Genomic DNA, 23747 nt, shown 5'->3' on the forward strand with positions numbered 1-23747 from the left:
TAGCCCGCTTTTGTTCGCAAAAGCTGAATAACCCAACCTGCTGCTGGGTCGCCTGTAGCAGGATTACTTTATATAAGTAGAGAAGAAAATGATTACTATCAAAGCAGAAGCACGTCAAGGTCAGGGTAAGGGTGCGAGCCGCCGCCTGCGTTCCGCTGGTAAATTCCCAGCCATCGTTTACGGTGGTTCAGAAGCACCAGTATCTATCGAACTGGAACACGATTCAGTAAAAAACCAAGAAGTGAAAGAAGGCTTCTACGGTGAAACACTGATCCTGTCTATCGATGGTAAAGAAGTTCAAGTTAAAGTTCAGGCTGTACAACGTCACGTTTACAAGCCTAAACTGACTCATATCGACTTCGTTCGCGTTTAGTTTGCGCTGAAGTCGTTTTCCGGGACGCCGGGAAAGAAGAACGCCGCTTATGCGGCGTTTTTTTTATAAAAATTCATTCACAAAGGAATGTGAACATGTCTCGAGATATCTCTCAGCGACTTCTCGCTATCGATGCTCTGCGCGGTCTGGTGATGGTACTTATGCTACTAGATCATGTGCGAGAAACCTTTTATTTGCACCTGCAACTCGCCGATCCCATTGATGTCACCAGCACCGATCCTATGCTATTCATCAATCGTACGCTGGCGCACCTGTGTGCTCCCGTGTTTGTCTTTTTAACCGGGCTCTCTGCGGCACTTTATCATCAGAAAGTGCAAGATCGTCGGCAAACTGCCCTCTTCCTGTTCCAACGCGGCTTAATTCTCATTCTTCTTGAAGTCACGTTGATCAACTTTGCGTGGACGTTCCAATTCCCACCGCAGGTCATCTATTTGCAAGTGATTTGGGCCATCGGCATGAGTATGCTCGCTCTCAGCGCGCTGATCTGGCTACCTGCCAGTCTGGTTTTCCTATTGGGAATTGTTATCGTGGGTGGACATAATCTGCTGGACCCTCTGCATGCTTCAGCAGGTTCCATTTGGTCCATTCCCTGGGCAGTTCTGCACGATCGCGGTTGGATAGCAATCAGCGAAACGTTCCGTATGCGTACTTCATATCCGGTACTTCCCTGGATTGGTGTCATTTCACTTGGCTACGCTGCTGGAGCACTATACCGAAAAGACGTCTTTCCGCTTCAGCGTCAGAAAGTCTTGCTCGCTCTAGCCGGAATCACGTTAGCGCTGTTTTTCATACTACGTAGCATCAATCTGTATGGCGATAAACCCTGGCAGCAGAGTGAAACCATCACACAGACACTCATGAGCTATTTCAGCATCACGAAATACCCGCCGTCTCTGCTGTTCCTCTGCCTGACGCTTGGTATCGGGTTTGGCCTGCTCGCCCTGTTTGAGCGTCAGCAACAAAAGCGCTGGCTTGTTATATTGGCGAGCTTCGGTGCCGCACCGATGTTTTTCTACCTATTGCATCTTTATGTTTTAAAAGGCATGTATTTAACCGCTGTTGCGATCTGGGGGAAAAATCAAGGTGAATGGTTCGGCTTTTCCGCCGTTTGGCAATTGTGGGCTTGTACCTTGGTACTGATGGTCGTGTTATTTTCGCCTGTTCGTGCGTTTGCCCGTTTAAAGGTTCGTCGCAGAGACATCCGCTGGCTCAAATACTTCTAATTATTCTCATCTCCAAGCAAGATCAGTTGCAGCCCTTTTCCTGACGATAAGAAAAAGGGCTGCATTGCTTTTGGCTCGATTGCTACTGTTTACCGCTACTCGTCCGACGCTGTAGCTGATCTCGCAAATTCGGCGGTGTCCCTTTAATCGTCAACGTGTCTGTCGCCGGATCCCAAAAAATCCGCTCGCCAAGTAATAACGCATCAAAGTTCAGGCTAATACCGCCACCGCTGCCCGCAAATTTGGTCAACTGACGCAGTGTCCCGCGATCGGCGGGGAAGCTATCTTCCAGCTCATAACCCTGATCGGTTGAAAACTGCTGAAAGGTTTTCTCTCCCAGCGGTGGCAGTTCCTGCGACAGCGATGCCAGCTCGATTTCCTCACCGGACTGTAACTGCTCAGTGCAGTAGCTATGCACCTGCTGGCGATAATTCTGACGCTCGTTTTTATCCAACTGCGCCTCATCACAATACTCATCGACTGCTTTCAGCAGGCCACGGTTTTGTGCTTTGGTGTCCAGCCCTTCTGACGCGGCCAGAAAATCCATGAAAAAGTCAGACACTTTGCGCCCGACGCGTCCTTTCAGGAACGTCAGATAGCGAGTGGATTCGGGATTGGTTTCCCATTCAGTCAGATCGATACGTGCGACGATATCGGCATGATTGATATCCAGATAGTGCGTAGTGCTGATATCCAGTTGTTCATTAACCCGCATGCTGTTGCAGCTATTAAGTACCGATATCAATAAATATTCGACCGCCAGATAACGATACTGGCAGAACAATACGATGCCGCCTTCTGCAAACGGATACTTCGCCAGCTCGTCACGAAGGCGCCCAGTCGCGGCGCGTGAGAAACTCAGAAAGTCCTCATCCCCTTTGCGACAAGCCCGCAGCGCATCCGCCAACTCGCTTTGCTCATTAAACAGCCCGTAAGCCTTACTCTTGGCGCTGTAAACGCGATGCAGTTCAGCCATCATATCTTCTACTGCCGCATTGGTCGGCAATAGGGAATCACGCAACACTATTTCCAGCGTTTGTTCGTCACGTTTAATTAGCTGATGCAGGGCAATCTGGGCAATATCCAGACTCATGATAAACTCTCCTTTTGGCAAGGCGCGTATTCAAACACTGATACGGACCACTCGCAATACATAAAGCAGCCCCTTCGCACCAGTACGCGCTGAGCGTCTACACTCATATTGATGAAAGCACATCAGTGATAAAAGTACGTTAATGATAAAAGTGCGGAAAAGCATAAGCCTATACGGTAAGATAAGCGACTTTATCAGCTTGAGATACGCCATTTTATGCCACAATCATCCCGTTATAGTGACGAACACGTTGAACAACTGCTTTCTGAGATGGTCAATGTGCTGGAAAAGCACCACGCTCCGACCGATCTTGCTTTGATGGTGCTCGGTAACATGGTGACGAACCTGATTAACACCAGCGTCGCACCGACTCAACGTCAGATTCTGGCGCGTTCTTTCGCTGAAGCCCTACAGGCTTCGATTAAAAAAGCCGATAAAGCTCACTAAGTCTTGACCAACGTATGGTAACCAACCGTCAGCGCTACCGCGAAAAAGTCTCCCAGATGATCAGTTGGGGACACTGGTTCGCCTTATTCAACATTTTGCTCACTCTGGGGCTGGGTAGCCGCTATCTGTTTGTTGCCGATTGGCCAACGTCCCTGTTCGGTCGGATTTACGCGTTGGTGAGCTGGCTTGGCCATTTCAGTTTTATCGTTTTCGCGGCCTACCTGCTGGTTATCTTCCCGCTAACATTCATTGTGATGTCGCAGCGCCTGCTGCGGTTCCTATCTGCGGCGCTGGCAACAACGGGGCTGACGATACTGTTAGTCGATGTGGAAGTCTTTACACGTTTTCACCTGCACCTCAACAGCACCGTTTGGGAGCTCGTCGTCAACCCAGGACAAGGGGAGATTGCCCGCGACTGGCAGTGGATGTTTATCGGTATTCCGTTGATTTTCATGGCGGAGATGCTGTTCGGCACGTGGTGCTGGCAAAAATTACGCAGCCTGAATCGCCGCAACTTTGGTAAACCACTGGCGGGCGTTTTCATTTCAGCGTTCTTTGCTTCGCACCTGATGTACATCTGGGCCGATGCGAACTTCTATCGCCCGATTACCATGCAGCGCGCCAATCTACCGCTATCTTACCCAATGACGGCACGTCGGTTTTTGGAAAAACATGGCCTGCTGGATGCACAAGAATATCAGCGCCGGTTGACGCAACAGGGTAATCCTGAGGCAATGACGGTAGAGTATCCGCTCAATAACCTCACCTTCCGCGATAACGGCAGCGACTATAACCTGCTGATGGTGATGATCGACGATACGCAGCCTGATGCCATACAAAACCGTATGCCAAACCTGTCACGTTTCGCCTCAGAAAACGTGCGCTTCAGCGATCACTACGATTCGGGTTCTCAGCCAGATGCCGCCTTGTTTAATCTGTTTTACGGCCTCTCGACAACCTATATGGACGGCATCCTGAGTGCGCGTAAACCCTCAGCGTTGATTGCCGCATTAAGCCAGCAGGGTTATCAGTTCGGGTTATTTTCAGCGAACGGCTTCGACAGTCCGCTCTATCGTCAGGCACTGCTTTCTGATTTTTCCTTGCCCGCACCACAACAGCAAAGCGGTGATGCCATCATCACGCAATGGCAAGAGTGGCTCAATCGCGATAATAATCCCGCGCCTTGGTTCTCTTACGTTGAGTTGAGCAGTGCGCCGAAAAATGCCGCTAGCAAAGACGCAGAGCCAAGCAGCCAAATGAATATTCAGGACGTTGACCGCCAGATTGGCCAAATCATTCGTACTTTGCAGGAAAAGAACATTCTGGATAACACGGTCATCATCGTGACAACCGCACAAAACCAGAATGCCAATACCAGCAACGCGGTACGTTTCACTCGCACGCAGTGGCAAACACCGCTTATCGTTCACTGGCCGAATACGCCGGCACAGACCATTACGAAAATGACGGACAATAAAGACGTCATGACAACGCTGATGCAGCGCCTGCTTCATGTTAAAAATGGTACGGATGATTATTCACAAGGTGAGGATCTGTTCTCTGCCCAACGACGCTATCCGTGGTTGATTAACGGTAATGGTGGCACATTGCTAATCACAACGCTGGAACAAATCATCGTATTGGAAAGCAACGGCAACTACCGGGCTTACGATATGGCGGGAAATCGGCTGAATGATGAAAAACCGCAGCTTGCCCTGCTCTTGCAGGTACTAACGAATGAAAGGCGCTTTATTGCTAACTAACTGCCTAAATCTAAAGCAGTCGTTCTAGCTGGCTATTGCAATAAGGTCAGGAAAATGTAGTATAAATGCTTATAGCATCGGCACGTAGCGCAGCCTGGTAGCGCACCGTCATGGGGTGTCGGGGGTCGGAGGTTCAAATCCTCTCGTGCCGACCAAATACATATTCGGTTAGTCTCGTTTACTACCGGAAACCCCACAGAAACCCGCATTATCACTGAGTTTGCGGGTTTTTTGTTGCCTGTTATCTATCGGGATACCCCGTTTACAGCCGGAAACTTTAGTTATACGCTTAGTTATACCGCCCCATATAACTACAAAAGCATATAACTACGATGGCTCGTATAACTACCCCACTGACCAATACCGAGATCAAAGCCGCCAAACCTGCCGAGAAGGAATACACGCTACAGGACGGGGATGGGTTGTATCTGCTGGTGAAACCGAGCGGCTCTAAAATCTGGCGCTTTAATTATTACCGTCCCGATACGAAGAAACGTGCATTAATCAGCTTTGGTTCATTCCCTGCGGTTTCCTTGGCAGAAGCCCGACAACGGCGTGAAGCGGCAAAGGCGCTGATAAGTAAAGGCATCGATCCGCAATTCCACCAGCAACAGCAGCGCGAACAAGAGCAAGCCATCAGCCTAAACACGTTCGCTAAAGTCTCCGGTGACTGGTACGAAGTGAAAAAATCCCAGCAGCTAGCTGAGAACACCATTAAAGATATCTGGCGTTCGCTGGAAAAATACATGTTCCCGTTCATCGGAACCCTACCGATCACCCAGCTTACCGCTCGTCACTTCATCACCGCGCTAGAGCCGATACAGGCCAGCGGCAAACTGGAAACCGTCAAACGGGTAAGCCAGCGTATTAACGAGGTAATGGATTATGCGGTTAACTCCGGGCTGATTCCTGCAAACCCTGCCGCCAAGATCCGCAAAGCGTTTCAAACACCGGTGAAAACCCATATGCCGTCCATCCGGCCAGAGGCATTACCTGGCTTGATGAAAACGTTATCGGTCGCCAGCATCGAGCTACAGACCCGCTTATTGATTGAATGGCAGCTACTGACCGTTACCCGCCCTGCCGAAGCCGCTGAAACCCGCTGGAACGAGATAAATCTTACAGATAACACCTGGACGATCCCCGCTGGCCGCATGAAGATGCGCCGCGATCACATTATTCCCCTGCCCCCGCAGGCATTAGCCATTCTGGACGCCATGAAGCCCATTAGCGGCCATCGAGAATACCTGTTTCCTTCTAGTAAAGATCCCAAACAGCCGATGAACAGCCAGACCGCTAATGCCGCATTGCGCCGTATGGGTTACAAAGGTGTACTGGTATCCCACGGCCTACGTGCCATTTTCAGTACCGCCGCCAATGAAGAAGGGTTCCCGCCAGATGTGATCGAAGCCGCCCTAGCCCACGTCGACACCAATGAAGTACGGCGAGCCTATAACCGTTCTACCTATCTGGAACAACGCAAGGTATTGATGTGCTGGTGGGGTGAATTTGTGGAAAGTGCTGCAACGGGAAAAGTAATGGCATCGGAAGGAGCAAGAGGATTACGCATCGCCAATGGTTAATGCTGTATTTATATATGGGGCAATAAACTGAACCAGAAAAAACGCGCGGAATATGTAGTGCATATAATAGGTGCTGTTCTCAGTGAGAACACGCCGAATAAGAATGAATTCTTTCATAAACTGATTGCAAGGCAGCGTGCAGTTGCCAGAATCATTATTTCAAAAATTTACTTAATTTTCCCAATTTTAAACCTAAATTATCATACACCTCCCTCTAGAACCGTTTAACTATCCGCACTGACCGGACAACGCCGGTTTCATTGGAGATAAGCACGTATGAACCTGTTAGACAGAAAAATCCTGTTAAAGAAAGAAGTGAAAGCCATTCTGCGCGTTAGCTCGGACAGCAGCTTTCAAGAAATGATCAATGCCGGAGAATTCCCCAAAGGGTTTCGGGTTGGCTTACGGCGCGTAGGCTGGTTCGAGGATGAAGTTAGCGACTGGTTAAGGCAACGTATTGCCGAACGTGACCGCAAACCGAAACCGCATAAGCCGACACATCCATTTTTATTGCCGCGATAGCGGCATATCGGAATCAAAAAATATGATGATCCAAAAATCTAGCGCTGGCTGGAACGGGCATTGTTACGCCCAAAATCAGCACATCAGCTATTTAGAAAAACGCTCAAATCACGGTTTTGATTTATCGTCTTTTTCCGCTTCTAACTTACGTCCGCAGGCATCCAATACCCACGCAGAAAAATTAGCGTTGGGATTGTCTACTTTTTCACGCGCTACGCTGGCATCAATTTCATCAATAAGTTCGTGTGGGAAACGGATTCCCTTTTTGATGGATTTAGTATTGTTGTTGCCTGTAGCCATGCCTAACTCCGTTAAAGACACTGACGGTACTCTGCCTGAAAAATTGAAATTTAAAGCGCTTTATGTGTGCGCACACCAAGAATTACCCTGTACGCACACCTTGATTGAATTCAAGGTTAACATAACGAAGCCCGGCAGTGCAGCAACACGTACCGGGCTTCTGACCACAGCGTTAAAAGGAGTAACGTCATGGCTGATTCACAGTCTACCCAAACTCGCCTTAAATTTCAGTATCGCTTTCTGGTACACCCCTACTCTCCGCAGGCAAAAACATTTTGTCGTCTATCCGTTGAAGCCTATTCAGAGCAAGAAGCACGGCAAATGCTGTCTCCGTGTTTTGCATTTGCTTTCGCTGCACGTCTTCCCGTTCAGGAGGTGCGCCATGTTTGATAACACACCGCTGGAACAGGAAGAACTGATCGATCAGTGCCGTGCGTTGGCTTATGCCATCGTGGAGTTAAGGGAACCGCAGGCAAAAGAGATCCTGATGTTCATTCTTGCCGAACGGCTTGATGCCCTCCACCGTGCGCAGGAGGACGAAGCCGCATGAGCAACACGTTTATTCAAGACGTGCGGGCAAAAGCCAACGGCCATTGGGAAGGGATTTTGCAGCGATTAGGCATCCCGACCAATCGGCAGGAAAGTGAATGCCCCAACTGTGGCGGGAATACCCGCTACCGTTTTGACGATAAAGAAGGCCGTGGCACCTATTTTTGTTCTCACTGCGGTGCAGGAACTGGGCTGGATCTGGTGATGAAGGTGAACAAGTGTGACGCGAGGCAAGCAGCGGAACAGGTCGCCGAGGTACTAGCGCTTCCGTTGCCGGTCGTTATGCCCGCCAGTGAAAAGCCTGATAATCGTCTGATTACCGAACGGGTAAATTCGCTGGTGGCGAAAGCGGTATCCGGTCAATCTGGCTATCTGCTGAATAAGGGGCTGCAACGCCCCTCACTACTCTTAGATGGTGGTTCCCTGTTGCTGGTACTGCAAAACATGGACGGCACCACAACCGGCGCACAGCTTATCAAACCTAATGGTGAGAAAAAGCTGATTGCCGGTAGCCGCAAGAAAGGCGCATTCATTCCCGTTAGTACCCTACCTGAACACACGGACACAGTGATCATTGCCGAAGGTTACGCCACGGTACGGCATCGTTACTGATGCAAGGTGTCGCTATCAGCGCGTTAGATAGCGGGAATCTGATCCATGTTGCGCGGTCTTGCCGTTCTGTCTGGCCGGATGCCAAAATCATCCTTGCTGCGGACAATGACAACAAACCCGATGGTAACAACACGGGAAAAATTGCGGCTGAAAAAGCGGCACTAGCAATAAACGGTTGGGTGGCGCTCCCGCCGACAACTGAAAAAACCGACTGGAATGATTACTACCAGCAGCATGGTGCGGCGGTATCCATATCGGCTTTTGCCGCTTCACTTTATCAGCCTGGACAAAAACAGCAGCCATCTTCCGCTTCCCCCTTAAAACCTTACGCAGATATTCGTCATGGTGGGTTGTATTGGGTAGAGCCGAAGACTGACCATGACAGCGGCGACATTATCGAGCGTGAAAGCTGGCTGTCTGATCCTATTACGGTAGCGGGTATCGGATCGGACGAATCAGAGCGTTATCTGGTTTTAAGCTGGACGCCAAGCGGTGAGAGCCAATCCCGTACCGAAGCCATTCCAATGCGAGATATTGGCGAACGTGAAGGCTGGGCGCGATTGCGTGCGGGTGGGCTGGCGGTTACGGCCAAAGGTGGGTTACGGGCAATACTGGCCGATCACTTGTGTCGCAGTCATGCGGGTTGCCGCTGGGCAATCGCCAGCGCCACCGGCTGGCAGCATGGCGCATACCTGATGCCGGACGGTTCCGTTATCGGTACGCCGAGCATTCCCGTCTTGTTCAACGGTAAATCAGGTGCAGCCAGAGGTTATGCCACCAGCGGAACGGCGCAAAGCTGGCGTGAAAACGTCGCAGCGCTGGCACAGGGTAATCCCTCCATGATGCTGGGGATCGCCTGCGCCTTTGCCGCACCACTTATCGGGCTGGTAAACGCGGACGGGTTCGGCGTCCACCTGTTTGGCGGTTCGTCTGCGGGCAAAACCACCACCGGCAATATCGCCTCTTCCGTCTATGGCGATCCTAACGCGCTTAAACTGACGTGGTACTCCACCTCGCTGGGGTTGGTGAACGAAGCCGCCGCCCACAATGACGGCTTTATGCCGTTGGATGAGATCGGGCAAGGCAGCAATCGCAAAGCCGTGGCCGATGCCGCCTATGCGCTGTTTAACGGCGTGGGTAAGATTCAGGGAGCCAGAGAAGGCGGCAACCGAGAGCTAAAACGCTGGCGGGCAATGGCGTTCAGTACCGGCGAGATCGATCTGGAAAGCTATATCCGCGCTGACGGCGGGCGGGTGAATGCCGGTCAATTGGTGCGCTTACTGAATGTCCCGATCACCAAAGCGACGGTATTTCATGGCTATCAGGACGGCAAAGCCCATTCTGACGCAATCCGTGATGCCAGCAACGCGCATTATGGCGCGGTTGGTCGAGCGTGGATCGCTCACCTTGCCAGCCAGAAAGAAAATGCGCTAACAACCTACCGCGAAACAGAGCGACGCTGGTTGTCACTCTTACCCGATGATGCCAGCGAACAAGTGCGGCGGGTGGCGTCACGTTTTGCCGTACTGGAAGCCGCTTTATTACTCTCTGCTTCTTTTACCGGCTGGACAGCGCAAGAATGCCACGATGCGCTACAACACAGCTTCTATGCCTGGGTAAATGAATTTGGCATGGGCAACCGTGAAGCCAAAGCCTGGGTAGAACAGGCCGACGCCTTTTTGCACCAGTTTGGCTACAGCCGCTATTTACCCCATCCCAATCCAGATCCACGCGATTTACCTATCAAGGATCTGGCAGGATATAGGGTGAAAAAGCCGGGAGCCGATACACTGGTATTTCACACCTTCCCCGCCGTGTTCAATAACGAAATTGCCTCTGGTGCCAATGCCACAGCGTTTGCGCAGGTGCTGGCCGATGCCGGAATGCTGGATAAACCCGCCAAAGGCATCACACGTAAATCACTGCGCATTGACGGCAAGCAGCCGCGCTTTGTAGTGCTCATGACGCTCGACGACGAGGAAGAGTAAATCACGCGTAAGGTAAAATAAGGTCGATTCGGTAGGTTCATTCGGTTCATTCGGTTCATTCGGTTCATTCGGTTCATTATTTTAATACATTGATTTAACATTATTTTTATTTGAATAGTGAACCGACCCTGAACCGACTTTAGCCATTTTGAACCGACCTGACCAAACGCCCCTTTTCTGGCTGGCTTGATGAACCGACTTTCACACCGCGTGAACCTACCCATAGGTCGGTTCAATTATGAAAATAATCATCTTATCTATCAATAAGTTGACTACGTGAACCGACTGAACCTACCGAACCGACCCACTTTGGCTTATCTATAAGAATTTGCGCACACAAAAATCATGACGGGTTAAACCATTACCAGCAAGAAAGTGCGCAAAACGAAACTGAGCGGTTACGGAAAAATTCGCAATGTGGTTCGCAGTTTGGTACGCAGTTGTACGCATTGCTGTGCGAACTGCGTACCTCGCTGCAACCCGCGCCACACCTCATTTTATTCAATTTGAAATCAATTTTTTGGTCGGTACGCATGTATCGAAATGCTATGGTTTTTTGCGCAGTCGGCGCGGCGGTCTGCTATGTGTCTAGGCTGTGTGAAAACTCGTGTTTGCAGTATCTGGGTACTATCTCCGGCCTGATGTGCAAGAATATTCATCATGATGGCTGTATTCAGGATAATTTTTGTTCGAGGGCGGTTTGGTGCTTTTAAAACCTGGCTTTGGGTGTTATCGGGGGAGTTATCAGGGGCTAAAGCGGTTACACCCGCTAATTATATTGCTCTCGCAGCTTAATGGCCAATCCTTCAGTACCCAAGATCGACATCATCCTTTTCAGGTTATAAGCCAGCACATGCAGACTGATTTCTGTGCTCACGTTTTTAAATCGTCGCATCAGCAAGTGAGTTGCTCCCATCCACATTTTAATTGTCCCGAACGGATGCTCTACCGTTTGCTTTCGCACGACAGCTGTTTGTGGCGATGCATCAAGCCTGGTCTGCATATCTTCCATTTCGGCTTCATGAACCCAGCGTCTTATTCGTCTCGGATCTCGTTTTGATGTGGTACACCTTGACCTCTGGCTACAATCTCGGCAGGCGATATGGTTAAAGTACATTTGCAGTTCCAACCCATCTTCGACTACTGTAAACCTGTTCTGAAGCTCACTAACCGCTGGGCAAATATAAATGTCTTTTTCTTGGTCATACTTGAACAATGAGCGATTAAAAAGACCTTTGCGATCTGCGCCAGAGGTATCACCTTTTGGTACTAAGGCTACGGCACCTAAATCCTGAGCTGCTTTGATATCACCCCGGCTGTAATAGCCTTTATCAGCTAAGACAGTAATATCTGCTTTTCCAACAGCATCTTGCGCTAATTTTGTCACAGCAGTTAGCTGTCCACGGTCTGGTGTATTCGTCACCTCATGCGCAACAATCAGGTGATTTTTGGCATCAACGGCAGTCTGTACGTTATAACTAACCTGACGGTTGACATTATTTACTTTCATCAACCGAGAATCAGGATCTGTCAGCGATAATTGTTTATCAGGGTGCTGCTCCACGACCCGCTGGATTTGTTTTAACTCTTCTAAACGCTTTTGCAACCATGCCAGCTTCGTCGCTGTCAAATCTGCGATTATTTCAGACTCAGCAGTCTTGTCAGCCTCATCAAGTTTGTTCAGGTATAGCGCGATACTTTGCTCAACCCTTTCGATATGACCTTTTGTTTTCTGGGGTGTGAAGTTGTTCGATTTGCTGTTTACCGCCTTGAACTTGCTGCCGTCTATGGCAACAACCACATCGGTGAACATTTGCATCTGCCGACACAGGTCAATAAAGGCTCGGCAGGAGTTTTTGATACCTTTATTATTGTTTTTTCTGAAGTCGGCAATGGTTTTAAAATCAGGCGTTAATCGTTCAAGTAACCACATCAGCCCCACGTTCCGATGGGTTTCTTTCTCTAATCTGCGGGAGGACTGAATGCGGTTCAGATATCCATAAATGTACAGTTTCAACAGGGTTGCGGGATGATATCCAGGTCGTCCGGTCTGCTTCGCATTAACTCTCTCAAAACCAAGAGAATCAAGCTGTAATCCCTCTACAAATACATCCACTACTCTGACGGGGTTATCTTCAGTGACAAAATCATCCAGCACCTCAGGGAGCAAAGTCGCTTGATGTCTACCCTGGCCTTTAATGTGATGCGTCATATCTACACCCGCAATATGTAATCGTATGCTTCTAATTTTAATAGATAAAGTTGGTTTCAGCATGGATTTATCAAGAATGGTTGATCATATTAAGTCACTGCTTTTAGACCAAAAAGTGATCAGCAGTTTTCACACAGCCTGTGTCAGTTACAGACACTGGCTAGTGGCAATTTTCGCCCCCGAGCGGACTATCGAAACTGGGCAGTTTTCAAGCCAAAACGGTCATTCAGACGTCAGGTTTAATAGATTTCAAACACAATTACGTCGTGCCCAGCAACCTAACGACTGCCAATATTATATTTGCGAAAGTGTCCATTTCGAACACAACAAATTTGAGAGCAAGAATAAATTCTAAGAAAGACATTTAAATCCTCCCCTCGTCCAAAAAAACTAAAGCAAAGGGAGTGATCTGGAACAAATCAAAAAGTTAAGAGTCGTTGTTGTGCGCCAACTTGGTGAGATCACCAACGTCCCATGGAGATGAGTTCCCCGGAACTTCCTGAGAAATAAAGCCAAACTTCTGCTGAGCCCAAACTATAAACACCCCCTCAGACTGCCCGCATTCTGGACAATGAAGAGTATCTGCTCGATGCCCCGCGGGATCCCAAGAAAAAATCGTAAAGTGCAGACTGCACTTCATGCATTTGACTTTTTTCTCTATATATTTGGCGGTTGTTTTTACGAGCTTCTGTACATGAGCAAGGCCAGCATCCGTTATACTTGATGTTTCTCCGTCAAGGCTCATAAAACCAGCGTGCGCAAGTTCAAATAGCTCTTCAGGGTATTGCTTTGCTTCCTTCGAATCAAAGAAAAAACGCTGACCGCCGGCCTTGATAAAAAGCCCCCCATCAGTACGTTCTATTACTGCTGGGCTTTCCTCACATGCTACCGCCAATAAAATCTCTGTTGCACGCTCAGAAAGGTCCTTACTCTTACCCTCGGCTTTCAAAGTTTCAATGATAACTGCCGATAGCGCGTGCATTTCACCGCCAGTTATCTGAGGCTGCAAAGGTAACTTCCCTTTTTCCACCATATCGTACACAGCTTCGCGATGCCCTTTTAATTCTGCCCTGCTAAACCCTTTGGTCATGTGAGTTTTTGCATGAACAGAGGAGTGACACAAAATACAAATTGGTATTAAGTTATCTTCATCATTCGATCCACCATCGCTCTGCTCGACAATATGGTGTATTTGAATTTGCAATGGTGAAAATCTTCTGCAAATGCAGCAATGTCTAGCTGACTTAACAAGTATTTTGGCAGCTATGCCATCAGGAATTGACATTTATACTCCGACTCTACATATCAAACTTAAATCGCTTCGTCGACAGGCCTATGCTGGCCTTGACTCAGTCCACTACGCATCTAAATTATGCAAAAATAGCCCTTAGCGCCACTAAAATGACATCGCTACTGCTTGCGGTCATATCATTTGGGGCACATCAACTCTCTAATATCTTGTCCATGCGACTGCATTCCTAACGTTTCCTCGAAAGCCGCCTGCTTCGGGTCGTTTGCCGCTGGTCGCGGCGGTTAGCAATGTGCCAGAAACGGAAGTTTAACTCCTAGGTGTATTAACCAACGCTGTAGCATAAGCGTCCGGTGAACTCACTTATGCTGGTGCGAACATTTATAGGCCTATCTGTGCATTTTATTCCAGGCCTCATTTGGCTGAAGGGACATTAACTGTGTTATATTCACAGCGATTTCAATAATCCAGCTTTTCATATGACAACAACGATATACCGTGAATGCGAATTTGCTGCATGTGATGGGAAATGGTCTTCCGATGGGCATCTGCGAAGAGATGTTCTTGAAAAGAAAGCAATCCACATCAACTTCAGGGAGCGCGAGGCTATCTCTTTTATGTGTGGAGATCATCCCATGATAGCACTCATGCAAGCGCTTCAACTGAAAGTGATAACCGCCGATCAATACGCCAGCCTGATGAGTTTGTACATGGATGTGGATGATTTTTTCTTCGGCATGGTCGTACTTGATAAAAGTACAGGTGGTATCATGCTCGATATGTACGCGCCCCCCATGGTTCAGGTCAGATGTAAGTCGGTCGCCTATGATTTAGGTTCGTCTGGAGGGATGTTTGCTGCTGAATGCGTCTACTATACTGAAAAAAAACTCAGAAAAAAGAGACGCCATAAAGGGTTTTCAGCGTCATCGATTAGGTGTAAAATTTCAAGTGCTGTACGATATGCGTACAGGCGAGATCCGTTCTCTGGCGGAAAAGTGTATAGAGCAATCTGGGGTCGCAACGGAATAGAATTCAATAACATTCCCTTGGTTAATGATTTTGCTAAGAGTCGATACTGCTTAAACTTACAAGAAACATTAAAGGTAATTCACAATAGGTACTTAGAGATAATGAGTATGAGACAGAATGCCCAGCTCAACCCGGCAGCCTCGCTCTCTAAAGCGGGACAGCCGCAGAAGAAACCAGATGACCAAGCTCCAAAGGCAAATGGAGATAATGGTCAGCAGATGACTATGTCGAGGGTTATCAACTATGCTCGACTTTTTTCTGACTAATCCTTTGAGTTATTCGCGCCTAATGCAGGCTTTCATCTGATTTTAACCCTCGGCCTCCCCTAGGTCCTCCTTTCTTTTTTGCATACCTGATGCCCCAGATTTATCTGGACATCAGGTACTGGTGTTTCCGTTTCCCACTACTCAGATTAGCTTATGACAGCCCCTATAAATTACACATGACATCCGCTACTCGCTGGTCAGTAATTCACACCAGCACAGAGAACGACATTCCGGCGACCATTGAGTAGCCACTTGCCTCTCTCTTCTCACACTACTACAATGTATACAAAACACACAATGTAGTGAGGTAGCAGTATGGGCGTCATGTCCGTTCGCTTAAATGATGAGACAACCGCGCAACTTGATGCGCTGGCTAAGGCCACGGGACGTACACGCTCTTTTCTGGCTGGACAAGCTATTGAAGACTACCTTGCGCGGGAAGCCTGGCAGATAGCAGAGATCGAGCAAGCTATAAAAGAGGCCGATGCGGGTGATTTTGTCTCATCCGATGAAATGAATAACCTGTTTAGAAAATTAGGTACGGCAAGACATGGAAATTAAATGGCTGCGTAAAGCCGCGGCCAATTTGGAAGCCGAATACCTCTATATCGCGCAAGACGATCCACAGGCTGCCAGCCAGTTCGTAGATGAAGTCCAAAGATTAACGGAATTACTACCGCAACAGCCAGCAATGGGAAGGCCAGGCCGTGTGCCAGGAACGCGTGAGCTAGTGTTAACACCCTATCCCTACATCATCCCCTACCGTGTGAAAGGTAATATGCTCCAGATTCTGCGAGTCTTTCATACGCACAGTCGTTTACCCGCAAAATGGTGAACAACGAACCTTCACAAAAGTAAACCTAAGTACACAGGTGAATATGATGGGTAATGTTACTTTCCATATCGATGACGATCTTAAAAGGCGCTCTTATGCAGCACTGAAGAAACTGGGTATTACGCCTTCTGAGGCATTGCGCCTTACGTTGGAATACATTGCTGAAAATGAAAGACTCCCATTTAAACAAACGTTACTCAATGATGAAGACGTAGAGTTAGTTGAAGTTGTCCGTGAACGTCTTCGCAACCCCAAACCAGTACGCATGACGCTGGGTGATCTTTAGTGTTTTACTTTTTGGATTTTAACGAACGAACATCCACCGACTAACCGCCACGCAGCCATGAAAGACAACAAAAAACACAACCAACAATCAAGATTGTCCGGCTGGGGCGGGAAACGTACCGGCGCAGGCGCTCCCATAGGTAACACCAATGCAGAGAAACATGGGGAACGCAGTCGTCAGGCATTCTTTCCCTTGGCGGGTGATAATGAGCGATTTACGCAGTTGCAATTGCTACGTGTAAGAAACCTGCTCCTTGCTGAACGTGTTGGCGAGTTGATGCACAGATCGCTTTCTTTGGGTACAGCCGAGTGGCGTGAATTTATGTTGCTCGATGGGATTCTATGGCAACACACCCGAAAAATGATGGTATTGGAACGCCGTAAAGCAAAATTAAATTTACAACGCATCCAGCGCTAAAAACCAGCGTATACAACGGGCGAGACATAGCCATTTTTAAACTGACTTTTCTCTATGGGACTACAGTTGGGACTATGATGTAAAAATCAAAAACACAAATCATCTAAAAATCATAATATTGAATAAAAAATTCAACTTCTCTCGTGCGACCAAATAATCCCAGAAAAACCAACCTCTTACGGTTGGTTTTTTTCGTCTTCAATTTGCCAATGGTAAGAGAATGGTAAAACCACTGACGGAAGGAACCGAAAGAATGAAAAAAATCGATTATCACGGAACGACTATCGGTGTTTTAGACGACAACGGCATACTGACTGATTAACACTAGGCTTATACGCAATTATTGAAGATAGCGGGTTTTATGTTGCTGGGTCGTCAGCGGAACTGACACGCCAGCAATCCGCATAGACCCAGTTCAGACGCTTAAGAATGACATCAATCGACAACAAATAGTTTAGCGCCCGTTTCGGTGTAGGAGCGATGGGCTTCAGCGTTATCCGCAACTTGATAGCTCATTCCCGGTTTGAGAACAAAAACACGGCCATCATCTAATTCCGTATGAAGTTCTCCCTCAAGGCATAGCAGGACATGCCCCTTTGAGCACCAATGATCGGCCAGATAACCAGGCGTGTATTCGACAATTCGGACCCGAATATTATCAAAGCGCTGGGTCCGCCAATACGCTATCCCCGACTCCCCCTTATGCTCAGTGGGTTCTATTTGCGACCAATCAGTCGTACCAAACGGAATGTTATTCATGTCCATGTTACTGCCCCTATTCTTTAACGCTGTTGGTTAACACTCCGCTTACTATCCCGGCAAATCAGTGTTTGGCACTACGGTTCCACGGCATTTTCATTAACAACCTTGCCATGCCGCAAAAACCTGTCATTCCAGCAAACAGTAACCCTGCCCCCACAAAACCAGAGAGCAAGAAGAACGTGCTGTTTACGCTGTAACCCAGTAATACACCACTCAGAATAAGTACACCAGCGGCGATTTGAACCTGCCGCATTAATTCAATTGGTTGTTTATTATTGATTTCTGTTGGGAAACCTGCCTTTTTCCAGGCAGTCATTCCACCATTAAGTAAAAAAACTGTTGCTGGAAACACGGACTTCACCAAAATCTCAGCATTCTGTTCTGAACGCATGCCAGACAAACAATGAAAAATCACAACCTTCCCTTTCCTCTCCTCTTCGGGAAGGGAATATCCAGCGGAGGAATTCAGCGGGTGCAATCTCGCTTGCGCAATGTGCTCGCGGGCATACTCTTCCGGCTGGCGAATATCGATGAGTATCGCGCCTTCATCTAGCAGCTTTCGAGCCTGAACGGGCGAAATAGCAAGTGGTGTTGACATGATCGTGATCCTCTTTTGAGCCGCTGAAACCCGTCATAATACGGTGTTCAGTCGATAAGGAAGGTAGCATCGCAGTTTGTATGCGCGTCACCTATAATTTAGATAAACCTAATTAAGTAAAATCTAAATTAAATAATGCCCACGTGCAACAACTTTCCATGCGGGAAGAGCAATCCAAGCTGGACATCAATTTGGCGGCTGATACTCTGTAAATAGGAACGCTATTTTAAAAAACAGCCATGCTGCCGAGATCGTGCAACACCGATCAGTAATGGTATGGATAAGTCACTGTATAAATAAGTATCGTACAAAAATAATGCTATTTGCGAGCCACCTTGTGGTTCTGTTTACCGTGCCGATTGGGAAACTTGAGATCTATCCAAGACCGTTTCATGAAAAAATTAAAAGATACAGACTGGTATAAAAAGCGTTACTCCAACCGCGTTCTCTTCTGGAGAGAAATTTCACCGCTAGCCTTCCCTATCTTTATTGAAGGTCTCTGCGTCGTGCTAATGGGGGTTTTCAGCACCTTCCTGGTCAGTTGGCTCGGGAAAGAGGCTATGGCAGCCGTTGGCCTGGCTGACAGCTTCAATATGGTGATTATCGCCTTCTTTACTGCGGTCGCCTTGGGGACTGCCGTTGTCGTCGCTTTCAGTCTGGGACAGCGCAATAGAAAGCAGGCACGTTCTGCCGCTCGCCAATCGATGTCATTGCTCGTCCTGTCATCATTTCTGTTAGTTGCTCTGGTTGAATTCGCCGGTTCCGCGATTATCGATCTGATTGCAGGACAGGCCGATGAACAGGTTAAAGCACTTGCCCTGACGTTTCTTCGATGGACAGTGTGGGGATATCCGGCTGTCGCCATTGCGCTAGTCGGCTGCGGCGCGCTCCGTGGCGCGGGTAATACCAAGTTGCCCATGGTCATCAATATTGGGATGAATATTCTTAATATTGCCATCAGTAGCCTACTGATTTACGGCGCATTTTCCTGGGATGGCCTCGGTTTTATTGGTGCCGGTATTGGTATTACCATTTCACGCTATATTGGGGCGATCCTTGTGATCCTGACGCTAATGCATGGTTTTAACGGTGCGTTGCGTATTCCCTTTAAGTCTTACTTTGCACCTTTTACTGTGTCGATTCTCTATGAAGTACTCAGTATTGGGATTCCCGCTAGCATTGAATCTGTGATGTTTAACATCGGTAAGCTCATCACTCAGCGCTTTGTAGCAGGCATGGGGACCGAAGTGATTGCTGGCAATTTTATTGCTTTCTCCATCTCAACGCTGATTAACCTTCCTGGTAATTCACTCGGTGCAGCTGCCACGATCATCGTTGGCACACGATTGGGGAAAGGCCAGATTATGCAGTCCACCCGACAGTTGAAGCATATTTTCTGGCTGTCCAATATTGGGCTGTGCGTTCTTGCCATACTGTCGGTTCCCAGCGCCAGTTTCTTGGCGTCGTTTTACACCAATGAGCAGGAAGTGATCGACGTGGCCAAACACCTTCTGTGGCTCAATGCACTATTTATGCCAATCTGGGCGGCATCCTGGGTGCTCCCCGCAGGGTTAAAAGGCGCGAAGGACGCCAGTTACACCATGTGGGTGGCGATGGCGGGTATGTGGGGATGCCGGGTTATCGCGGGGTACATCCTCGGTGTGATGCTCGGATTTGGCGTAATCGGCGTGTGGATGGGGATGTTCTTTGACTGGATTGTACGCGGATTTTTCTATTACCGCCGCCTGATGAGCGGGCGCTGGCTATGGCGTTATCGCTCACCGACGGACCAATGATAGCGAGCGGAAAACCGCTCGCTTACGGCAAAAATATATAACTTAGCGACTCAGGCTCTTCAACGGAGCAAAGCGGGTCGCCATGATAATCAACACGACCACGCCAACGGTCATAATCATCCAAGCTTGTTCCAGACCTGCCGTATGCTGGCGTATAAACCCAGCGAGTAACGGCATAAGGCTAGCGAGGATATAGCCACCACCTTGTACAAAGCCCATTAACGAACCGGTTTTATGTGGCTCAGTCACCTGATCCAACGCCACGATTAGTGACAGGGGGAATAGCGCCCCAATCCCAATTCCCAGCATAATAATGATGGGATACGTAAACGTCAGCGGAGCCACAATCAGCCCAATCATACCCACCAGCATCACAAACAAAATAGGAAGCAGCAGTTTGCGTCGATCGGGAAAACGGTTGATGAACGTTGACACCAGCAGGCCAGAAATCACCTCCGTCAGCGTTAATCCGCCCAACATCAGGCCGCTTTGCGTCGCATCTAATCCCAGTTGCATGTAATACGGCGGCAGCCATGCTAGCACCAGAGTATACGCCCCCGTCCCAATGCCGAAGAACACCATCAGCAGCCAGTCCATTCCGCTTCTACGCGTGGCTAAGACGATCGTCGCATCCTGCTTCGCCGTATACACTTTAGGGATACATCGCCAGGCCACTGCCGCAACCAACGCCACAATTCCCCAGCATGCCAGCGCACTTTGCCAGCCCCATGCGTTTGCCAGCGGAGAAACCGAGGAAGCCGCAAACGCCGCCCCAGTCATAATCGCCGTAGTATAAAAGCCCATAAGGAGGCTGCTATGGCGACCAAAGTGGAGTTTGATAAACGATGGTACCAGCGCCTGAATCAAGGCAATCCCGATCCCTGCAAGCGCCGCGCTAACTAACAGAGCAATGCCACTATTCAGCCACCAGCGGGCACTACATGCCAGAGCAATCACCACGATACCCAGCGTGATTCCCCGATATTCTCCAAGGCGCGCCTGCAACTGACCGCCATATAGCGCACACCACCCCATAGCGAACACAGGAAGTGTGGTTAACATACCTGCCATGCTGTCATCCAGACCCGTTGCAGCCTGAATCTGATTCAGCAACGGGCCAATGCCCGCCAGTACAGGCCGTAAATTCAGTCCCAATAGAATAATTGTGAAGAACAGAAAAGCCCGCGTGCGGGCCGTTGATGTCACTACCATGTATAACCTCAATAACTTAAGCAAGTCACTGCTATCTAATTATCATTATCTTCACATAAAGAATCTTAACGTCAAGATAAAATATGATGACAGACTGATACAGCATGCATTTGCCTATGCCAGCAACCGCAACTGGATATCGAGCACTTGGAAAGCGACCAGATAAATTACTGGTGGAATTCGTTGTTGGCTGAGATGAACAGCCATAAAAAAATCCGCCCTAAAAAGAGCGGATTCTTTCGACACAGCTAACACCAAGGGTAAAATACCCTATCGGGTTAGATTAGAAGCGGTAACCTACGCCAACAGCCCAGGCACCAACATCAACACTGCGGATACGGCTTTGTTCGTAACCAACATCCAGAGCAACATCCTGGATTGGGTTGAACTGAACACCAGCACCATAGGTGAAGCCATAATCGTCATTGCTGGAGTTGCTCTGGCCGCTGGTATCGTTGTTTGTTACTTTACCGTGGCTAAGACCAATAACACCGTACAGGCTTGCCCAGTCATTCAGACGGTAAGCAGGACCAGCAGTGAAGCCCATGTATTGGCCTTTGGTGTAGTCGCTACCATCACTACCATTTTTTTCCAGGTAAGTGAATGAGCTAATAACGCCCAGTGGGTTATTATCTTGCTCATAACGATATTTCAGGTTAAAGCCTTTAACTTTATTTTGTACGCCCTGAGCATCACCTTGAGCATAGCCTGCAGTTACAGTACTTTGACCAGCAAATGCAGAACCTGCGCCAACGGCTAATACACAAGCCAGAGCGGAAAGACACGCGATTTTTTTCATATTTACAGCCTCAAATTCATTTTATGAAAGACTAACTAACGCAGTAAATATAACAAAGAAGTTCGGAGTTTGCCGCCCTATAAATATTTATCAAACAGCCTTTAGATGTAACAAATATTGTCAAAATCAATCTATCACTATAATTATATTGAACTTTTTATCGTGACAGTTAGATTAAAAATAAATTCACCATAGGGTGCTAAAACAGACGATTCTGAATTTCCCGCTCAGTTTGTACGCTAATAGTATTGAGCAGAAACACGTCAGTTAAATGATGCGTAAATAAAGGTCAATAAAAGTCAATTCATATCAGACAAATTGTTTACAATTGGATATAATAGCAACGGAATGTTATACCTGTTTTAAGGCCAAAAGAATGACCTTATTTTCCCACCGTTCGTCATCATTCGTCCCTGTATTGCTCATCGTTATCTCGATGCTTTCTATCCAAAGCGGCGCCGCTCTGGCCAAAAGCTTGTTTCCGCTCATCGGGGCCACTGGCGTCACGGCATTGCGTCTGGGAATCGGGACGATCATTCTGTGCATCATCTTCAAACCGTGGCGCATGCGCTTTAGCAGCAACCGCCTGCCGCTGCTGGTTTATGGCATTACGCTGGGTGGCATGAACTTTCTGTTCTACCTTTCATTGCAGACGGTGCCACTCGGCATTGCTGTTGCATTGGAATTCACCGGCCCACTTGCCGTTGCTATGTTAGCCTCACGCAGACCTGTTGATTTTCTATGGGTTTTTCTGGCCGTTGCCGGGTTGTGGTTCTTATTGCCGCTAGGCCACAATATCGGCAACGTTGATTTAACGGGTGCCGCTTGCGCCGTGGGTGCGGGTGCTTGTTGGGCGCTCTATATTCTGTTTGGACAAAAAGCAGGTGCAAGCCATGGGCCAGGCACCGTCGCCGTCGGGTCCTGTATTGCTGCGCTGATCTTCTGCCCTATCGGTGCGTATTACGCGGAGAGCACGCTGTTCTCGTTCTCAATACTCCCACTCGGCATTGCCGTCGCCATCCTGTCCACCGCGCTCCCCTACTCTCTGGAAATGGTCGCCTTAACCCGTCTGCCCGCCAGAACGTTCAGCACGCTGATGAGCATGGAGCCCGCTATTGCCGCCCTATCCGGGATCCTTTTCCTCGGTGAGCATCTGGCATTTATACAGTGGATGGCGCTTATGTTTATTATCATCGCGTCAATAGGCGCAACACTGACAATAAAACCAGCGGGCGCGGTCAAAGCGGCAACTCAAGCAGAATGAGTACGTATTTCCTTGGGAAAGTGTTGCAGAAAGGTTTCACATTCCCGAGGAGAACGTAGCGTAATAAAGCGAATATGGCGATAGCGGGGGTCAGCTAAATCTGCCAAATACCGTTTTCGATTTCCTGAATACGTTTTTATTGTCCAGAGGATAACCGAATTTCGACTAAAGAAACTGCGGAGAAAAGATTCTTTATTACCGGTACCACTCCAGAGTTCCTCTTTGCGCCATGCACGAAGATAGGCGCGTCTTACCGCCTGAAAAAGCGTACGGGTAAAGCAGTAATCGACCCAAATCACGACATCAACATTGCGCCATTTAATATCGCGCGTTCGATTATAGTTGCCATCCAGCACCCAACTGTCTGGTTCCAATGCGCTTTCAAGTCGTTGAAAGAAATCGGCATCCGTTCTTCCTTGCCAGCCACTCAGCCAAAACAACGCATCCATTTCAACGTAGGGCGCATACAACTTTCCAGACAAACGACGAGCGAGCGTAGATTTCCCACTTCCGCTGGTACCAATAATATTGATTTTCATTATTCATAA

The 23747-nt window shown here is 48.4% G+C and carries 24 protein-coding genes, 1 tRNA gene and 1 pseudogene; 17 read left to right on the plus strand and 9 right to left on the minus strand.

Features of this window, described 5'->3' with window-relative positions; all coding sequences use genetic code 11:
* Positions 1 to 88: 88 nt before the first annotated feature.
* Together rplY and DUT67_RS12920 are read left to right on the plus strand one after the other, a co-directional pair.
* Positions 89 to 373: a 50S ribosomal protein L25 gene (rplY, locus tag DUT67_RS12915; protein WP_113631842.1), complete on the plus strand. Its 285-nt coding sequence runs from the start codon at positions 89 to 91 to the stop codon at positions 371 to 373.
* A 95-nt stretch (positions 374 to 468) separates the two neighbouring features.
* Entirely contained in the window at positions 469 to 1617 is a 1149-nt protein-coding gene (locus DUT67_RS12920) for a DUF1624 domain-containing protein (RefSeq protein WP_113631841.1), read from the plus strand.
* Positions 1618 to 1699: 82 nt separating this feature from the next.
* Here the strand turns inward: DUT67_RS12920 and yejK are convergent, their stop codons facing one another.
* Complete coding sequence (yejK, locus tag DUT67_RS12925) at positions 1700 to 2710, minus strand: nucleoid-associated protein YejK (RefSeq protein ID WP_113631840.1); 1011 nt, start codon at positions 2708 to 2710, stop codon at positions 1700 to 1702.
* A 216-nt stretch (positions 2711 to 2926) separates the two neighbouring features.
* On the opposite strand from yejK, the gene DUT67_RS12930 reads away from it, so the two are divergent.
* From DUT67_RS12930 to DUT67_RS12950, 5 genes are all read left to right on the plus strand, one after another.
* Positions 2927 to 3157 carry a YejL family protein gene (locus tag DUT67_RS12930; protein WP_039300958.1) on the plus strand — a complete coding sequence of 77 codons (231 nt, stop codon included), beginning with the start codon at positions 2927 to 2929 and terminating at the stop codon, positions 3155 to 3157.
* Between the two features lie 14 nt (positions 3158 to 3171).
* On the plus strand, positions 3172 to 4920 hold the full coding sequence (gene yejM, locus DUT67_RS12935) for an LPS biosynthesis-modulating metalloenzyme YejM (RefSeq protein WP_113631839.1): 1749 nt from the start codon (positions 3172 to 3174) through the stop codon (positions 4918 to 4920).
* A gap of 78 nt (positions 4921 to 4998) precedes the next feature.
* Positions 4999 to 5075 (plus strand) — tRNA-Pro (locus tag DUT67_RS12940).
* A gap of 177 nt (positions 5076 to 5252) precedes the next feature.
* Positions 5253 to 6503, plus strand: a complete 1251-nt coding sequence (locus DUT67_RS12945) for an integrase domain-containing protein (protein WP_113631838.1) — start codon at positions 5253 to 5255, stop codon at positions 6501 to 6503.
* A gap of 276 nt (positions 6504 to 6779) precedes the next feature.
* The gene (locus DUT67_RS12950; RefSeq protein ID WP_113631837.1) at positions 6780 to 7025 is read left to right on the plus strand and encodes an AlpA family transcriptional regulator; all 246 of its coding nucleotides are present in this window, start codon (positions 6780 to 6782) and stop codon (positions 7023 to 7025) included.
* A 108-nt stretch (positions 7026 to 7133) separates the two neighbouring features.
* On the opposite strand, the gene DUT67_RS12955 is transcribed toward DUT67_RS12950, so the two are convergent.
* Positions 7134 to 7325: a YlcI/YnfO family protein gene (locus tag DUT67_RS12955; RefSeq protein WP_113631836.1), complete on the minus strand. Its 192-nt coding sequence runs from the start codon at positions 7323 to 7325 to the stop codon at positions 7134 to 7136.
* Between the two features lie 189 nt (positions 7326 to 7514).
* Here DUT67_RS12955 and DUT67_RS12960 point away from each other — a divergent pair, with 189 nt between their 5' ends.
* The 3 genes and pseudogenes from DUT67_RS12960 to DUT67_RS12970 all read left to right on the plus strand — a co-directional run bounded on the left by DUT67_RS12960 (position 7515) and on the right by DUT67_RS12970 (position 10474).
* Positions 7515 to 7715 carry a host cell division inhibitor Icd-like protein gene (locus tag DUT67_RS12960; protein ID WP_113631835.1) on the plus strand — a complete coding sequence of 67 codons (201 nt, stop codon included), beginning with the start codon at positions 7515 to 7517 and terminating at the stop codon, positions 7713 to 7715.
* Positions 7708 to 7875: a hypothetical protein gene (locus DUT67_RS12965; RefSeq protein WP_010286537.1), complete on the plus strand. Its 168-nt coding sequence runs from the start codon at positions 7708 to 7710 to the stop codon at positions 7873 to 7875. Before DUT67_RS12960 ends, DUT67_RS12965 begins: the two co-directional genes overlap by 8 nt.
* Positions 7872 to 10474 (plus strand): annotated as a pseudogene (locus DUT67_RS12970) (DUF927 domain-containing protein). The gene DUT67_RS12965 and the pseudogene DUT67_RS12970 overlap by 4 nt, the downstream one beginning before the upstream one ends.
* A gap of 769 nt (positions 10475 to 11243) precedes the next feature.
* Here DUT67_RS12970 and DUT67_RS12975 read toward each other — a convergent pair.
* Entirely contained in the window at positions 11244 to 12686 is a 1443-nt protein-coding gene (locus DUT67_RS12975) for an IS1182 family transposase (protein ID WP_113632003.1), read from the minus strand.
* Positions 12687 to 13113: 427 nt separating this feature from the next.
* Positions 13114 to 13971: an HNH endonuclease gene (locus DUT67_RS12980; protein ID WP_113631834.1), complete on the minus strand. Its 858-nt coding sequence runs from the start codon at positions 13969 to 13971 to the stop codon at positions 13114 to 13116.
* Positions 13972 to 14570: 599 nt separating this feature from the next.
* On the opposite strand from DUT67_RS12980, the gene DUT67_RS12985 reads away from it, so the two are divergent.
* The 5 genes from DUT67_RS12985 to DUT67_RS13005 all read left to right on the plus strand — a co-directional run bounded on the left by DUT67_RS12985 (position 14571) and on the right by DUT67_RS13005 (position 16768).
* On the plus strand, positions 14571 to 15230 hold the full coding sequence (locus DUT67_RS12985) for a hypothetical protein (RefSeq protein WP_113631833.1): 660 nt from the start codon (positions 14571 to 14573) through the stop codon (positions 15228 to 15230).
* Positions 15231 to 15545: 315 nt separating this feature from the next.
* Entirely contained in the window at positions 15546 to 15791 is a 246-nt protein-coding gene (locus DUT67_RS12990) for a CopG family ribbon-helix-helix protein (protein ID WP_012770154.1), read from the plus strand.
* Positions 15781 to 16065, plus strand: a complete 285-nt coding sequence (locus DUT67_RS12995; protein ID WP_113631832.1) for a type II toxin-antitoxin system RelE/ParE family toxin — start codon at positions 15781 to 15783, stop codon at positions 16063 to 16065. Before DUT67_RS12990 ends, DUT67_RS12995 begins: the two co-directional genes overlap by 11 nt.
* A gap of 46 nt (positions 16066 to 16111) precedes the next feature.
* Complete coding sequence (locus DUT67_RS13000) at positions 16112 to 16351, plus strand: type II toxin-antitoxin system RelB/DinJ family antitoxin (RefSeq protein ID WP_113631831.1); 240 nt, start codon at positions 16112 to 16114, stop codon at positions 16349 to 16351.
* Positions 16352 to 16408: 57 nt separating this feature from the next.
* Positions 16409 to 16768: a hypothetical protein gene (locus DUT67_RS13005; protein WP_113631830.1), complete on the plus strand. Its 360-nt coding sequence runs from the start codon at positions 16409 to 16411 to the stop codon at positions 16766 to 16768.
* Positions 16769 to 17203: 435 nt separating this feature from the next.
* Here the strand turns inward: DUT67_RS13005 and DUT67_RS13010 are convergent, their stop codons facing one another.
* The gene (locus DUT67_RS13010) at positions 17204 to 17533 is read right to left on the minus strand and encodes a DHCW motif cupin fold protein (protein ID WP_048260753.1); all 330 of its coding nucleotides are present in this window, start codon (positions 17531 to 17533) and stop codon (positions 17204 to 17206) included.
* 58 nt (positions 17534 to 17591) lie between these two features.
* Positions 17592 to 18128, minus strand: a complete 537-nt coding sequence (locus tag DUT67_RS13015) for a rhodanese family protein (RefSeq protein ID WP_113631829.1) — start codon at positions 18126 to 18128, stop codon at positions 17592 to 17594.
* 392 nt (positions 18129 to 18520) lie between these two features.
* Between DUT67_RS13015 and DUT67_RS13020 the strand changes: the two genes are divergently transcribed.
* On the plus strand, positions 18521 to 19924 hold the full coding sequence (locus DUT67_RS13020; RefSeq protein ID WP_113625732.1) for an EmmdR/YeeO family multidrug/toxin efflux MATE transporter: 1404 nt from the start codon (positions 18521 to 18523) through the stop codon (positions 19922 to 19924).
* A 42-nt stretch (positions 19925 to 19966) separates the two neighbouring features.
* On the opposite strand, the gene DUT67_RS13025 is transcribed toward DUT67_RS13020, so the two are convergent.
* Complete coding sequence (locus DUT67_RS13025; protein ID WP_048260759.1) at positions 19967 to 21136, minus strand: MFS transporter; 1170 nt, start codon at positions 21134 to 21136, stop codon at positions 19967 to 19969.
* A gap of 283 nt (positions 21137 to 21419) precedes the next feature.
* Positions 21420 to 21935 (minus strand): outer membrane protein OmpX, encoded by a 516-nt coding sequence (gene ompX / locus DUT67_RS13030; RefSeq protein WP_113625730.1) that lies wholly within the window; start codon positions 21933 to 21935, stop codon positions 21420 to 21422.
* Between the two features lie 376 nt (positions 21936 to 22311).
* Here ompX and rhtA point away from each other — a divergent pair, with 376 nt between their 5' ends.
* Positions 22312 to 23199 carry a threonine/homoserine exporter RhtA gene (gene rhtA / locus DUT67_RS13035; RefSeq protein ID WP_113631828.1) on the plus strand — a complete coding sequence of 296 codons (888 nt, stop codon included), beginning with the start codon at positions 22312 to 22314 and terminating at the stop codon, positions 23197 to 23199.
* On the opposite strand, the gene DUT67_RS13040 is transcribed toward rhtA, so the two are convergent.
* The gene (locus DUT67_RS13040; RefSeq protein ID WP_113631827.1) at positions 23187 to 23738 is read right to left on the minus strand and encodes an adenylate kinase; all 552 of its coding nucleotides are present in this window, start codon (positions 23736 to 23738) and stop codon (positions 23187 to 23189) included. The genes rhtA and DUT67_RS13040 overlap by 13 nt on opposite strands.
* Between the last annotated feature and the right edge of the window lie 9 nt (positions 23739 to 23747).

It is taken from the genome of Pectobacterium peruviense, from assembly GCF_003312355.2.
Taxonomy (GTDB): Bacteria; Pseudomonadota; Gammaproteobacteria; order Enterobacterales; family Enterobacteriaceae; genus Pectobacterium; species Pectobacterium peruviense.

Coding starts and splice junctions, on each gene's coding strand:
- DUT67_RS13005 (WP_113631830.1), top strand. CDS start 16,409: ATGAAAGACAACAAAAAACACAACCAACAATCAAGATTGTCCGGCTGG.
- DUT67_RS13015 (WP_113631829.1), bottom strand. CDS start 18,128: ATGTCAACACCACTTGCTATTTCGCCCGTTCAGGCTCGAAAGCTGCTA.
- yejM (WP_113631839.1), top strand. CDS start 3,172: ATGGTAACCAACCGTCAGCGCTACCGCGAAAAAGTCTCCCAGATGATC.
- DUT67_RS12975 (WP_113632003.1), bottom strand. CDS start 12,686: ATGACGCATCACATTAAAGGCCAGGGTAGACATCAAGCGACTTTGCTC.
- DUT67_RS13000 (WP_113631831.1), top strand. CDS start 16,112: ATGGGTAATGTTACTTTCCATATCGATGACGATCTTAAAAGGCGCTCT.
- DUT67_RS12960 (WP_113631835.1), top strand. CDS start 7,515: ATGGCTGATTCACAGTCTACCCAAACTCGCCTTAAATTTCAGTATCGC.
- DUT67_RS12945 (WP_113631838.1), top strand. CDS start 5,253: ATGGCTCGTATAACTACCCCACTGACCAATACCGAGATCAAAGCCGCC.
- DUT67_RS12955 (WP_113631836.1), bottom strand. CDS start 7,325: ATGGCTACAGGCAACAACAATACTAAATCCATCAAAAAGGGAATCCGT.
- yejK (WP_113631840.1), bottom strand. CDS start 2,710: ATGAGTCTGGATATTGCCCAGATTGCCCTGCATCAGCTAATTAAACGT.
- DUT67_RS13020 (WP_113625732.1), top strand. CDS start 18,521: ATGAAAAAATTAAAAGATACAGACTGGTATAAAAAGCGTTACTCCAAC.
- DUT67_RS13025 (WP_048260759.1), bottom strand. CDS start 21,136: ATGGTAGTGACATCAACGGCCCGCACGCGGGCTTTTCTGTTCTTCACA.
- rhtA (WP_113631828.1), top strand. CDS start 22,312: ATGACCTTATTTTCCCACCGTTCGTCATCATTCGTCCCTGTATTGCTC.
- rplY (WP_113631842.1), top strand. CDS start 89: ATGATTACTATCAAAGCAGAAGCACGTCAAGGTCAGGGTAAGGGTGCG.
- DUT67_RS12980 (WP_113631834.1), bottom strand. CDS start 13,971: ATGTCAATTCCTGATGGCATAGCTGCCAAAATACTTGTTAAGTCAGCT.
- DUT67_RS12985 (WP_113631833.1), top strand. CDS start 14,571: ATGATAGCACTCATGCAAGCGCTTCAACTGAAAGTGATAACCGCCGAT.
- DUT67_RS12950 (WP_113631837.1), top strand. CDS start 6,780: ATGAACCTGTTAGACAGAAAAATCCTGTTAAAGAAAGAAGTGAAAGCC.
- DUT67_RS12995 (WP_113631832.1), top strand. CDS start 15,781: ATGGAAATTAAATGGCTGCGTAAAGCCGCGGCCAATTTGGAAGCCGAA.
- DUT67_RS13010 (WP_048260753.1), bottom strand. CDS start 17,533: ATGGACATGAATAACATTCCGTTTGGTACGACTGATTGGTCGCAAATA.
- DUT67_RS12920 (WP_113631841.1), top strand. CDS start 469: ATGTCTCGAGATATCTCTCAGCGACTTCTCGCTATCGATGCTCTGCGC.
- DUT67_RS12930 (WP_039300958.1), top strand. CDS start 2,927: ATGCCACAATCATCCCGTTATAGTGACGAACACGTTGAACAACTGCTT.
- DUT67_RS12990 (WP_012770154.1), top strand. CDS start 15,546: ATGGGCGTCATGTCCGTTCGCTTAAATGATGAGACAACCGCGCAACTT.
- DUT67_RS13040 (WP_113631827.1), bottom strand. CDS start 23,738: ATGAAAATCAATATTATTGGTACCAGCGGAAGTGGGAAATCTACGCTC.
- DUT67_RS12965 (WP_010286537.1), top strand. CDS start 7,708: ATGTTTGATAACACACCGCTGGAACAGGAAGAACTGATCGATCAGTGC.
- ompX (WP_113625730.1), bottom strand. CDS start 21,935: ATGAAAAAAATCGCGTGTCTTTCCGCTCTGGCTTGTGTATTAGCCGTT.